The 13,053-nt window shown below is 41.5% G+C and carries 13 protein-coding genes and 1 pseudogene; all 14 read right to left on the bottom strand.

Going from position 1 to position 13,053, the window contains the following annotated elements; all coding sequences use genetic code 11:
• Positions 1 to 124: 124 nt before the first annotated feature.
• The 14 genes and pseudogenes from OWR28_RS09295 to OWR28_RS09230 all read right to left on the bottom strand — a co-directional run bounded on the left by OWR28_RS09295 (position 125) and on the right by OWR28_RS09230 (position 13,043).
• Entirely contained in the window at positions 125 to 1,843 is a 1,719-nt protein-coding gene (locus tag OWR28_RS09295) for a glycoside hydrolase family 43 protein (RefSeq protein ID WP_332386398.1), read from the bottom strand.
• 11 nt (positions 1,844 to 1,854) lie between these two features.
• A complete protein-coding gene (locus tag OWR28_RS09290; RefSeq protein ID WP_332386397.1) occupies positions 1,855 to 1,989 on the bottom strand; it encodes a hypothetical protein in 135 nt (44 codons plus the stop codon).
• 17 nt (positions 1,990 to 2,006) lie between these two features.
• A complete protein-coding gene (locus OWR28_RS09285; protein WP_332386396.1) occupies positions 2,007 to 3,746 on the bottom strand; it encodes a glycosyl hydrolase family 95 catalytic domain-containing protein in 1,740 nt (579 codons plus the stop codon).
• The gene (locus OWR28_RS09280) at positions 3,701 to 4,363 is read right to left on the bottom strand and encodes a glycoside hydrolase family 95 protein (protein WP_332386395.1); all 663 of its coding nucleotides are present in this window, start codon (positions 4,361 to 4,363) and stop codon (positions 3,701 to 3,703) included. Before OWR28_RS09280 ends, OWR28_RS09285 begins: the two co-directional genes overlap by 46 nt.
• A gap of 32 nt (positions 4,364 to 4,395) precedes the next feature.
• Positions 4,396 to 4,758: a hypothetical protein gene (locus OWR28_RS09275; RefSeq protein WP_332386393.1), complete on the bottom strand. Its 363-nt coding sequence runs from the start codon at positions 4,756 to 4,758 to the stop codon at positions 4,396 to 4,398.
• Positions 4,740 to 4,961, bottom strand: coding sequence for a hypothetical protein (locus OWR28_RS09270; protein ID WP_332386391.1), 222 nt, complete (start codon positions 4,959 to 4,961; stop codon positions 4,740 to 4,742). The genes OWR28_RS09275 and OWR28_RS09270 overlap by 19 nt, the downstream gene beginning before the upstream one ends.
• The gene (locus tag OWR28_RS09265) at positions 4,955 to 5,230 is read right to left on the bottom strand and encodes an MFS transporter (RefSeq protein ID WP_332386390.1); all 276 of its coding nucleotides are present in this window, start codon (positions 5,228 to 5,230) and stop codon (positions 4,955 to 4,957) included. Before OWR28_RS09265 ends, OWR28_RS09270 begins: the two co-directional genes overlap by 7 nt.
• The gene (locus OWR28_RS09260) at positions 5,215 to 5,667 is read right to left on the bottom strand and encodes an MFS transporter (protein WP_332386389.1); all 453 of its coding nucleotides are present in this window, start codon (positions 5,665 to 5,667) and stop codon (positions 5,215 to 5,217) included. Before OWR28_RS09260 ends, OWR28_RS09265 begins: the two co-directional genes overlap by 16 nt.
• A gap of 4 nt (positions 5,668 to 5,671) precedes the next feature.
• Positions 5,672 to 6,304: a bifunctional 4-hydroxy-2-oxoglutarate aldolase/2-dehydro-3-deoxy-phosphogluconate aldolase gene (locus OWR28_RS09255; RefSeq protein ID WP_332386388.1), complete on the bottom strand. Its 633-nt coding sequence runs from the start codon at positions 6,302 to 6,304 to the stop codon at positions 5,672 to 5,674.
• A 40-nt stretch (positions 6,305 to 6,344) separates the two neighbouring features.
• Positions 6,345 to 7,313: a sugar kinase gene (locus tag OWR28_RS09250; protein WP_332386387.1), complete on the bottom strand. Its 969-nt coding sequence runs from the start codon at positions 7,311 to 7,313 to the stop codon at positions 6,345 to 6,347.
• On the bottom strand, positions 7,303 to 8,721 hold the full coding sequence (gene uxaC, locus OWR28_RS09245) for a glucuronate isomerase (RefSeq protein ID WP_332386386.1): 1,419 nt from the start codon (positions 8,719 to 8,721) through the stop codon (positions 7,303 to 7,305). The genes OWR28_RS09250 and uxaC overlap by 11 nt, the downstream gene beginning before the upstream one ends.
• Positions 8,722 to 8,985: 264 nt before the next feature.
• The gene (locus OWR28_RS09240) at positions 8,986 to 9,801 is read right to left on the bottom strand and encodes an SDR family oxidoreductase (RefSeq protein WP_332386385.1); all 816 of its coding nucleotides are present in this window, start codon (positions 9,799 to 9,801) and stop codon (positions 8,986 to 8,988) included.
• A gap of 32 nt (positions 9,802 to 9,833) precedes the next feature.
• Positions 9,834 to 10,984 (bottom strand): annotated as a pseudogene (uxuA, locus tag OWR28_RS09235) (mannonate dehydratase).
• 100 nt (positions 10,985 to 11,084) lie between these two features.
• The gene (locus tag OWR28_RS09230) at positions 11,085 to 13,043 is read right to left on the bottom strand and encodes a RagB/SusD family nutrient uptake outer membrane protein (RefSeq protein WP_332386384.1); all 1,959 of its coding nucleotides are present in this window, start codon (positions 13,041 to 13,043) and stop codon (positions 11,085 to 11,087) included.
• Positions 13,044 to 13,053: the final 10 nt, after the last annotated feature.

Here is a 13,053-nt window from a genome sequence, read left to right as displayed (position 1 = left end):
TTTTACGCTTAGTTTTTCAATTTAAAATACTTAATTGCTGTCACTAAGTATTTTTTCTCTGCTGTCAGTAAAAGACGAGATTATTCATTCACTTCGTTTCATTCGGAATGACAGATCTTTCATACTATTGCGGTACAATATCGTTGGAAGAAGTACTGTACAGCCCGATAAGACTTCCTGTAAAACCTCCCGCAACATCCGTAGAAAGTATATCTCCTGAAACCGGCCCGCCAAGATTTTTATAGCTCTTGCCATCCAGAGAATAATTAAAGCTATGCTCATCTTTATCGGCAACCACCTGCAGTTTAACCGGTTTGGATAATGAAATCTTCTCGCTGGCAATCAGCTTTGATTGTCCTTTTTCTGTTCTTTCCAATACGATGTAGAAATCTTTATCTTTTTTCGTGATTCCGAAAACATAATTGAATGTTTCACTTTGATAACAGGTAATTCCTGCCAGTTCTTTTTCTGATTTAGGTTTAAAATCCAGGGTTACAGAAGTTTCAAATGATTCATGCTGCAATCTGTGGAACAGTGCCGAAACCGGAGCCAATGCCTTGATATTGGTTGCAAAAGGGTTTACTTTTACACCGTTTTTTGTAACCGTAATAAAGCTTTCACGAGGTCCACGCATGGCAATCCATCGGAAGTCAAGGTTTTTATCGGTTAGTTTATCAGTATAGGTAAAGTTTCCGTTGGGTAAAAATCCGTTTTGCCCGGTTTGATTCTGAACACCTGCAGGTAATTTCAGTTTGGGTTTCATCGGAACCAGTCCATTTTGGAAAACCGGGTATTTTCCGCTCCAGTCAACCGGAAGGATGAATGTTTCACGGCCTTTGTTGACTCTGTTTTTCTCATTCGGGCGTATCGCCAGAAATACTCCGTAATATTGGCCGTCCGGCGTTTCTACCAGGTCTGCATGGCCTGCCCAGTCTACTTTTTCTTTTCTGTCTTTCGGGAAATAGCGCTGTGTCAGAATCGGGTTGTTTCCAGCCGGAACGTAAGGTCCTTTCGGAGAATCGGACATAAAAATAACTTCACTGTGATTACCGCCGGTTCCTCCTTCTGCACACATCAGATAATATTTACCGTTCTTTTTGTAAATATGGGGACCTTCAATCCAGATGGGCTTTTGGGAAAGATCCACGCCGCCGTTTACAATAATCTTGTCCGAGCCCGCAACTACCTGATCTTTTTCGAGATCATAGTCCCACATCTTGATAACACGATGCCCGTTGTACTGTTCGGTACCTTGTGGCGGGGCATCGTTATGAACAATATATGCTTTTCCGTCATCATCAAAGAAGATAGAAGGATCAATACCTTCAAAATTCAGTTTCTGAACTTCGCTCCATCCTTTTGCCGGATCTTTTGTTTTTACGACCATATTTCCGATACCACCTGCAAACTGGGTAGTGATCATATAAAAAGTATCGTTGTGCTTATTGTATTTGATATCCGGTGCATAAATTCCATGGGAAACGCCTGATTTTTCAACTTTAAGCTGTGAAGGCCTGTCTAAAACGTGTCCCACCTGCTTCCAGTTTACCAGATCTTTAGAGGTAAAAATCGGGACTCCCGGAAACATTGAAAATGAGGAATTCACAAGATAATAATCTTCGCCTTTTCTGGTAATGCTGGGATCGGGGTAACAGCCCTGTAAAATCGGAGAATAAAACTCGTCCGGTTTAAGAGGGTTGTCATTATATATTTTATCGTTTCCACGGTAGCTGAAGTCGGAAAAAGTCTGTGCAGAGAGATTACTGATGGAAAGTAAGGCTGCCACTGCAATAACATGGGTTTTATTTCTTAAAAAAACAGGATTCATTAGACTCTTTTTCATATATAGATTTTTTAGTTTTTATTGTAGATAGATTTAGTTTCAGATTGTCCTTCAGAGCTTTTATCACTCCATGTTAATGTATACACCTTTCCTGCTTCAGTCGGGAAATCATAGATAAGATCAGTTTTAACTTCAACAGGATTCAATGTTGCTTTGCCGGATATCAACGGCTTAGGAATTTCCGGAATTTCAAAAAGGAGTTCGGGTTTTTACCTTCTGCTTTTTTCAGTTTTGTGTTTCCGGAAAGCTGCATTTCGTTTGGAAGCCTGACTCTGCAGTTTCCTCCCAATCCGGATTTTATGGTAATTTCTTTAGCTTTATTATTTTCCCAGATCACTTTGACTTCGAATCCTCCATACGTTTTCAGCCCGGAAATGCTGCCGCTTTTCCACGTTTCCGGAAGTGCGGGAAGCATGTCTATAAATCCATTCTGAGTCTGCAGAAGCATTTCGGTAATCCCGGAAGTGCAGCCGAAATTTCCATCAATCTGGAATGGAGGATGTGCATCGAAAAGATTCGGATATGTTCCGCCTTTGCTGCCCCAACCGTCTTTTTCTACGAGCGTCAGCTGGTCTCTGATTAATTTGCCGGCATGGTTTCCATCCAGCAATTTAGCCCAGAGATTGACTTTCCAGCCCATTGACCAGCCTGTGGATACGTCTCCGCGGTGAATGAGTACGGTTCTGGAAGCCTCCAGCAATTCCGGTGTGGTAAACGGACTGATCTGGTTGGAAGGAAATAATCCGTACAAATGGGAAACATGTCTGTGGTTGTCTTTAGGATCGTCCAGGTCTTCCATCCATTCCTGCAATTGTCCGTAGCTTCCGATTTTCATCGGCGGTAATTTTGAAATAATCGTGTTCCAGACCTGAATTTTATCTGCATCTGTATTGAGAATCTGTGCCGCCTTTTTAGTCTTGGTGAAAAGGTCGAACATCAATTGATTGTCCATTGTATTTCCTGCTGCCAGAGCACTTCCCTGGTGTCCCTGCGGAATATTTTCGGGAGACATTGACGGGCTTACTACCAGCCAGTGATGTGCAGGTTCTTCCATCAGGAAATCTTCATAGAACTGTGCTGCAGATTTCAGAACAGGATAAATTGTTCTCAGGTAATTTTTGTCTCCGCTGTATAAATATTTTTCCCATAAATGCTGTGAAAGCCAGGCTCCGCCCATGGGCCACATTCCGGCATTGGCAAAATCCACTACCCCTGTTATTCTCCAGATATCGGTGTTATGATGTGCTACCCAGCCACGGCTGCTGTACATTGTTTTTGCTGTTTCCTTTCCTGTTTCGCTCAAATCTTTTATCATCTGGATCAATGGTTCATGCATTTCAGGAAGGTTGGTCTTCTCTGCCGGCCAGTAATTCATTTCCGTATTGATGTTGATGGTATATTTGCTGTCCCAGGCCGGTTTGTTGGAATTGTTCCAGATCCCCTGCAGATTGGCAGGCTGGCCACCCGGCTGAGAGGAGGAAATCAGGAGATAGCGTCCGAACTGATAATACAATGAAATGAGTTCAGGATCATAACCATTGGCAAAATTTTTAATTCTGATATCCGTTGGATTTTTCGAAGCTTCAGAAGTTCCTAAATCCAGATTTACTCTTTTAAAATAGTTCTGGTAAGCATTCAGGTGGTTTTGAACTAAAGTTTTGAAACTTTTATTTGCTGCTGTTTCAATATACTTTCCGGCTTTTGCAACTTCGTCTGTATTTAAATTTTTGTAGTCTGTAAAATTAGTGGCCATGGAAATAAGAATCATGACCTCATGAGCATTGCTTACTGAAATTCCGGCCTCTGAGGTCTGAGTTTTCCCGCCTTTGGTAATGAATTTCGCCAGCGCATTGAATTTCACCTGACCCTGGATGCCGTCCAATGTAGAAGAAATTCCATCCATCTGTAAGGTATTGGCATCAATAGCCTTAACGTTCTTTTAAGCTCGCTATTGAATTTCGCTGTAAAATTCAATGCATTTTTGTGGTCTGAGCTCAATTTAATGACAATCACATGATCAGGAACCGAGGCGAAAACTTCTCTTTTAAAATTAATGCCACCAGAAGTAAATGTAGTGGTTGCGATCGCTTTTTCAATATCCAGTTCTCTGTAATAATTACTGATATCTTTAAGATGATTCAGATCCAGCGTAAAATCACCCATATTCTGAAATGCCGAACCGTGAACTGTTTTTGCTGTTAGTCCTTTATCCGCCAGGATCCGGGCTCTTTTATAGCTTCCGTTAAATAAATAATAGCGGATGGAATCCAGGACTTTTGGTGCATCCGGATTATCATTCCGGGAAGGCCCCCCGGACCAGAATGTCCCTTCATTCAGCTGAAGTTTTTCCTGGTAAGGATCTCCATACACCATCGCTGCAATGTTTCCGTTTCCTACCGGCAAAGCTTCCACCCATTGTTTTGCGGGCTTGTCATACCACAGCTTATACTTTCCTCCTTTCTGGGCAAAGGAAAATATACTGATCAGAAGACCTATGGTCATGTAAAGCCCGGATTTCATTTTTACTTTTTAAATTTCAAACTGTATTATTGTTACACTGTTTTCTTTCTGTTAATCACCGAAATGAGTCCCCATGCGGCAACATATGAAATTCCTGCAATAAAGAAAATAATATTGTAACCGCCATTGACGTTTCCTGCCTTTTTGAAGGTGTCTAAAATGATTCCGATGAACAAAGGAAAAATAATTCCTGCCGCTGAACCGAGCATTCCTCCAAAACCAATGACAGAACTGACGTAGCTGTTAGGCAACTGATCTCCAACCGTTGTCATAAGATTGGCTCCCCAACCTTGATGCGCGGCTGTTGCAAAGGCAATGATGATCGTGATCATCCACATATTATCTACATATTTTGAGAACATGACCGGAACCACCATCAATGCAAACAGTAACATCGTAATGCTTCTGGCTCTTCCGATGGCCCAGCCTTTTTGATCAGAAACGATGAGAGATATCCTCCGCCGATACTTCCGATCGTAGTTCCGCTGTAAATAATAATTAACGGAAAGGATGGTTTTGTTAAATCCATTTTGAAGACATCCGAGAAATAGGCCGGCAGCCAGAACATAAAGAAATACCAGATAGGATCGGTTAACATTTTACCGATGGCAAATGACCATGTGACTTTATATTTGAGTAATTCCGATAAAGGAATTTTGGTTTTTCCTCTGTTTTTTCGGCCTGATCGCTTTTTATGTACTGCAGTTCTTCCTTACTGAGATTTTTGGCTTTTTCCGGAACGGCATAGAATTTCCACCAAAGGATAATCCAAACCATACCCAAAGCTCCGATCCATACAAAAGTCTGCCTCCAGCCGTAATGTCCGAGAATGAACGGAACCAGCAGCGGTGCTAAAATAGCTCCCACCGTTGCTCCTGAGTTAAAAATTCCCGTTGCCAGTGCTCTTTCTTTTTCGGAAACCATTCAGCTACAGATTTGATGGCAGCAGGAAAGTTTCCTGCCTCACTGATTCCCAAAGTACTTCTCGCAATGATAAACCCGATGGTACTTTTCACAAAACCATGTCCTATAGAGGCCAGGCTCCATACAATAAGGGAAACAGCATACCCGATTTTGGTTCCCACCTTGTCTATAAACCTTCCCATCGCCATATAACCGATAGCATAAGTCGTGGTAAAGGCCATAACGATATAGCTGTAATCTTTTTCGTCCCAGCTGAATTCTTTTTCCAGTACAGGTTTCAGCAAACCCATTACCTGACGGTCAAGGTAATTGATCGTAGTGGCGAGAAAGACAAGGGACAGCATCCACCATCTTATATTGCGGTTTTGAGGAGCCTGCATTTAATTATGGATTAAGTTGTTGTAATAAATTTTTTGTTTTATGAGCCAGTTCTTCTTCATTAACATCTCTTCCGATGAGTGAGCTTCCCAAGCCTGCTGCTGCAGCTCCGCCATTGAGCCATTCCATAATATCTTCAAATTCAGCATGGATCCCTCCGGTGGGCATAAAATTCATTCCCGGGAAAACAGGCTGTACCGATCTGATATAGTTCTTCCCTAAAGCATCAGCCGGGAATATTTTAACGAGTGTTAAGCCATTCTGATAGGCAATATTGATATCGGAAGGGGTAAAACAGCCCGGAATCAAAAGGATATTTCTTTCAAGCGCATGTTTCACCAATGCTTCACTGATGACCGGTGTAATGATGAAATCTGCTTTTGCATGAATATAATCATCCATTTCCTGTACGTTTTTTACCGTCCCTATTCCTAACAGAAGGCCTGGAAATTCTGTATGGGAAATTTCTTTCAGTCTGGTGAAATTTTCCAATGCCTGATGCCCGCGGCTGGTATATTCTATCACACGGATTCCCGCTTCGTATAAAGCTTTTATAATATTTTTTGAGACTTCAAACGATTCGTTATAGAAAAGCGGAACTATTTTCTGGTCTTTTATTTTTTGTACTATTTCACTCATAATGTTTCGATATTAATGCTTTCATCAATGGTATCTCCCTTTACAAAAAGCTTTTAAAAGCAACTTTTGTCGCATCCTCAAGGATCTGCTGATCAGGATTTCCTCTTAAAATTCCATGAATCAAAGCGGCCATAAAAGAATCACCGCTTCCTACCCTTTCTTCAATTTTTTCTGCATTATACTTTTCTGAAATCAAAAGTTTCCCATCAGTAAATAAGGTGGCAAAATAATTCACCTGTTCGCCGTTTGTAAAACGGAAAGTATTCGCAATTTTTTCCACAGCCGGGAATTGTTTCCGGATTTCCAACGCTGTTTTTTCAGCCTGTTTCAGAAGGTTTTCATCATCAAATTTCCCGTTAAGCACGTACTCAACAGGAATTTCCAGAAACTGCTCTACAGACCAGATATTTCCCATGAGAACGTTGACAAAAGGCATCAGTTCCTTAATTTTATAAGGATGCTGGTTTTGCCAAAGCAACGCTCTGTAATTCAGGTCCAGGGAAACCGTAATATTTCTTGTTCCGGCTTCTTTCATGATATGCAGACATGTGCGGAATGCATAGTCACTCAAAGCAGGTGTGATGGTACTGATATGCAGCCATTTTACTCCTGAAAATATTTCTTCATCACTGAAAGTTTCAAAATCCGATTGGGTAAAAACAGACGGAAAGCGGTCGTAAACCACTGAAGCATTCTGCATATCGCCATCGGAAGAAAGATAAAATGTTCCTATTCTTCCCTTGTTCTTTTCTGCAAGGACTTCTATTCCTTTATTTTTAAGCTGATATTCCAATTGGTTCCCTACGAAATTCTCCGGTAAAGCTGATAATAATTTCACAGGATTCTTCCACTGGGAAAGCGCTGACGCTACATTGTATTCAGCACCGCCCACGTAGATCTTCAGAGACTGCTCATTGAGCCAGTTCCCTTCGGAATCCGGGGCAAAGTGAAGAAGCAGTTCCCCGAAACATAGTATTTTTGCTGAATCCTGCATGGTTTTATATTTCAAAATAATTTTTTGTATTGTGATAACAGATATCCTGAATGACTTTTCCTACCCATTTTTCGTCATCGGGAAGAAGCCCTCTTTCCATTTCACTTCCGAACAGGTTGCATAAAAGCCTTCTGAAATAATCGTGTCTTGAGAATGACAGTAAGCTTCGGGAATCGGTCAACATGCCGACAAAAGTGCTGATCAGACCGATATTGGAAAGCGTATTCATCTGTTTCGTCATCCCGTCCAGCTGATCGAGAAACCACCATGCTGCTCCAAACTGTACTTTGGATTTGATGCCTCCTTCATTGAAGTTTCCGGCAAGGGATGCCAGAACTTCGTTAAATGCCGGGTTCAGATTGTATATAATGGTTTTGGCCAGTTTTCCTTCTGTATTCAACTTGTCCAGCAAAACACTCAGCCTCTGGGCATAATACAGTTCGCCAATGGCATCATATCCTGCATTGGCCCCCATTTTTCTGAACATTTCTGAATTGTTGTTTCGGGTTGCCCCTACATGAAACTGCTGTACCCAGCCTTTTTCTGCGTACATTTTGCAAAGCTCTTTCAGCAAATAGCCGCATAATGCATCCGGATCGGAAAACGTTGGCAGATTACCCTTCAGAAATCCGGAAAACTCTTTTTCAAGGTTATGGTTCCATTTTGTGGTATCCGGAAAATATTCAAAGCCGTGGTCGGCTACTTTTGCTCCTGTTTCCGCAAAATAATTGATTCTGCCCTGAAGTGCATCCAACAGATCAGAAGCTGATGTGATTGAAAACCCACAGACTTCTTCAAGCTTTTTGATTCCTGAAAGATATTGTTCAGGATTAATGATATTAATATAGCTATCGGGGCGGAAAGCCGGAAGAACAGCTGTTTTAAATCCACTGTTTTTTAATGCTTTGTGATGAGCCAGATCATCAGCAGGATCATCCGTAGTACACAACGCTTCTACCTTAAAATTTTCAATAATGGATTGTGGCAAAAAAACGGATGTCTGCAGGCTTTCATTCATCTGATGATAGACAGTATCTGCATTATCGGATGATAAATATTCACTGATCCCAAAAGGATTTTTGAGTTCCAGATGGCTCCAGTGAAACAGTGGGTTCCGAAGGGTATACGGCACCACTTCTGCCCATTTCATAAATTTTTCGTGATCTGAAGCATTTCCGGAAATAAACTGTTCATCAATGCCAAAATTTCTCATGGCTCTCCATTTGTAATGGTCACCATCCAGCCAGATAGCGGTTGGAGAACGGAAATTCTGATTGGCCGCAATAACGTCCGGCTCCAAATGATTGTGGTAATCTATAACCGGCATATCTTTAGCATAACCGAAATACAGATTCTCTGCCTTTGCCGATTCAAGCAAAAACAATTCTCCGAAAACTTCTTTATTTTTAATGGAATGACTCATGATTTATTGTTATAATCCTGAATTTTAATTCTAAATTTGTTTAACCTTTGCAAAACCACAAAAGTCACAAAAGCTTTATTTTTAAAACACTTTAGCTCACTTAAGAAAGTTTAAAATGATTCTGCAGCATAGTTCACATAAGATGAAAATCAAGGATTTTCTCTTTACATAGTCAGACTTTAAGTGAGTCTGGATTTTAAAAACAAGACCTTGAATGAAACCATTAAGGTCCTGTTCCAATTTATATATGAAGAAATTAATTTTTTATACTCCACTGAATGCGCTGAAACCTCCGTCAACAGGAATCAGTGCTCCTGTAATAAAACTTGCGGCATCGGAACACAGAAACTGCACAACCCCGTTCAGTTCTTCTACTTCCCCAAATCGCTGCATGGGGGTTTTCGCCATCACTTTTTTACTTCTCTCGGTTAAACTTCCGTCCGGATTCAACAGAATAGCACGGTTCTGATCTCCAATGAAAAAACCTGGAGCCACAGCATTTACCCGTATCTTATCTCCGAATTTCAATGCCAGATCAGAGGCCAGCCATTGGGTAAAATTGGTGATTGCCGATTTGGCGGCAGAATATCCGGCTACCCTTGTAATCGCTGAGTAAGCAGCCATTGAAGAAATATTAATAATATTGCCGCTCCTCTGCTCCGCCATTACTTTTCCGAAAACATAACTCGGGTAAACGGTTCCATTGATATTAAGATCGGTAACCTCTGCCCATCCCTTCATATTCATATCAAAAAATGACTGTTCGGGAGTTAAAGTGGCTGCCGGAATATTTCCACCGGCTATATTGAGCAGAATGTCAATACGTCCATACTTTTCTTTTATTTTCACAGAAGCAGCTTCAAGGCTTTCAATATCCATCACATTGGCTTCTACAGCAAGTGCTTCCCCTCCCAGATCTGTAAGCTCTTTTACCCGGGCATCCAATGTTTCCTGGTTTCTTCCCAATGCAACAACTTTTGCTCCGGCCTCTATAAAACTTTTGGCAAGGCTGCCTCCCAAAACGCCTGAAGCCCCTGTGATGACTGCTACTTTGTTTTTAATACTAAACAGGTCTTTCATTTTACTTTTTACTATTTTATTACAAACGCAGATTAATTTTTCTGTAATTCTGACTGAACGGCAGCCATTACTCCTTCGATCTGGCCCAATGCCAGCATTCTTCCTAAAAATGAATAGCCGGGATTATATCCTTTGTCAAAATCTTCTGTTAAAAGTCTTCCGTGGTCAATTCTCATCGGAAGATCAGATTCTCTTTTTCGAATACACGGATCACTTCAATGAGTTTTCCTCTTCCTCCCAGATGATGAGCCTCGATAAAATCACCGTTCTCAAAGACATTCGTGCTTCTCAGGTGAACGAATCTGGTCCTGTGGGCAAACTTCTGCGCCAGCTTGGGAACATCATTCTGAAGGTTAGCGCTTAGAGATCCGGCACAGAATGTTAACCCGTTGTGAGGGTTATCAACAGCTTTCAGAAACCAGTCAATATCTTCTTCATTGGTCACTATTCTTGGTAAGCCTAATAGTGAAAACGGCGGATCATCAGGATGTACGCACATCTGGATATTCCACTTTTCACAGACAGGCATTATTTTTTCAAGGAAATATTTCATATTCCGGCGAAGCTGATGTTTATCTATACCCTCATACAATGCCAGTAAACTTTTGAACTTTTCTACAGGATTCAATTCACCTTCTCTGATATTTCCGTTCACGAATCCCTGTGTTTTTACAATGACTGAATCTATCAGGTCATTGTTATCTTTTTCCGTTAAGCTATTTTTTAATTCTTCTACTTTTTGAAGAATTTCTGAAGTATAATCGTTTTCGGCTTCTTCTCTTTGAAGGATATGAATTTCAAAGTAGGCAAACTTGGCTTTGTCAAAATAAAGTGATGACGAACCGTCTTCCCATTCATGAAAGAGGTCGGTGCGTGCCCAGTCGAGAACGGGCATAAAGTTGTAGCAAACTGTTGTAACTCCTGCTTTACCCAGATTTTCAAGGCTTGTAATATAATTTTCTATTAAAGAGTCACGGTCTTCACCTCCGTATTTGATAGCTTCACTTACGGGAAGACTCTCCACAACAGACCAGCGAAGTCCGTGGCTTTCTATATAGTTTTTATAATCATTGACGGCCTCTAAATTCCAGATTTCTCCGTTTGGGATATCATGCAGCGCAGAAACAATGCCTTCTACTCCTATTTGACGAAGCGTGTTCAGCTGTATTTTGTCTTTTTCCAAACCAACGCCAGGTTTTTTCCATAATGTAAAGTTTTAATTCAGATAAACAAAGCAGGTGTTTTCACACCTACTCTGTTGCTGATATGAATGTAGAATGAAATTAGTTGTATCCGGGGTTCTGGTATTTTGCCTTAATATCTGCTGATACTTCCATCGCATCAATCTGACTCTGAGGAATAGGTCTCAGATAGTGAAAAGGTTTGATGGTTCTTGTAACCGTCTGCGGGCTGTGGTCTCCATAAGAAGCACCTCCGATCTGATAACTTGCCGCATAATCTCCCCATTTCTGTGTACGTACCAAGTCATACCATCTGTAGAATTCTCCGTAATATTCACGGGATCTTTCTGCAAGGATATAATCAATGGTAATTACGGCTGGTGTGGCCGCTGTCATTGCAGCGCTGTTATCTGCTACATAAGCGGTATTCTGGGCATTATTGAACTTCCATTTTCCGGCACGGGCACGGATTACGTTGATAAGGTCTCTGGCTGTCATAGATCCTGCAGCTCCTTTTACGGCTGCTTCCGCTGCGATAAAATAGAATTCTGAAAACTTAGCGACACTGAAAGGGCGGGTTAATCCTGCATTCGGATATCCTAAACCGTTCGGATCATCGGTACGGTAAGTTCCTATTTTCCATAAACCAGGGTATACAATTCTGCTGATTCCGTTCGGTGCAATGACCCAGTCTGCTCTCCCCGGAAGGGTTCCTGCTCCTACACCGCTTTGTCCGGATCCTGTAGGATAAGAAGGCATCTGGCTGTCATCATTCAGGAAGCTTAAGATAGCTCCTCCCGGCTGTACAGGTAAATTATTCGCGTTATAAAGTACAGGAACCGTTGTAAGGCCTGTTCCATTTTTGTTCCAGTTTCCTCTGTAGGTGGTTACAAAAGTTCCATCATAACGGGAATCGTTGGTTTTATCTGCAAAAGTATTTTTAATAACTCCCAACGTAGGACACATACGAACCCAAGGACGTCCCAGTGACTGTGCCGCTTCTCTCTGTACTGAACTTACAACGTCTGCGCCAGCCCATGCTGTTGTTTTACTACTTTTGATGGCAGTATAGTTCCAGGTCTGCATCCATGCTGCAAAATTGTCCGGAGCCCAGCCTGATCCAAATCCTACAGGGTCGCTTTCGTTATAATAAGTACTTGATTGTGTATGGTCTGCATAAAGCATCGATTCGGTATTCCTGTCATTTGAACCTACATTGACATCATAGAAGGTAGGCTGAAGCGCGTAAGGCCCGGGATTGTTGATTCCTTCCAAGGCGATATCATAAGCCTGCTGAAAATACCACTGGGCATTGTGCCCGTCAGGATCAGTTCTTGCCACTTCAGGGTAAGTTGGAATGCCGTTTGGATTCTGCAGCCACCATCCATAAGTAAGGTAAGCTTTGGCAAGCATCAATCTTGCTACATTTTTGGTTACCCCTCCGGTTACTCTTGGTGAGGCAGGCAGGTTTTCTATTGCTTTTTTAAGATCCGCAAAAACAGTTTTTGTATATACTTCCGGCACGGTATTTCTTGCGGAAGAGGTGGAAGGTAAAGTGTTATATTTCAATTCTCCTGCCCCTAAATCCAGAGGAACTCCTCCATAGGTCTGTACGAGCATGAAGTAGTAAAATCCACGGAAGAAACGGGCTTCAGAGATCATAGATTCTGCAATTCCGAATCCTGGTCCTTTTTCAATAATTCCGTTGGCAGTATTGATATACGGGAACACAGAGTTCCAGACCATACTTGTAGGAAAAGTATTGGAATTGATAATCCCGTTTCCGGACATATCCAATTCTTTAAAGTTACCATCCGCACTTTGTGCCCAGGTAGATTCGTCAGTTCCGTTCTGACAATTGCTCATAAAGTAGCCATTGCCATACAGTAATCTCATCTGTCTGTATAAAGCTGTAAATCCCTGATTAACCCCGTCCGGTGTATTAAAATAGTCAGCTGTATAGATTGCTCTTGGCTGTTCATCAAGAATTTCATTACAACCTGTAAATGTTAAGGATAAAAAGATTGCTCCTAATAGCAGTTTTTTGTTAAAATTTATCATGACAGTACAG

Source organism: Chryseobacterium sp. 1B4 (assembly GCF_036631475.1).
GTDB lineage: Bacteria > Bacteroidota > Bacteroidia > Flavobacteriales > Weeksellaceae > Chryseobacterium.
The sequence above is the reverse complement of the archived record's forward strand: the minus strand, read 5'-3'. Positions and strand labels throughout refer to the sequence as shown.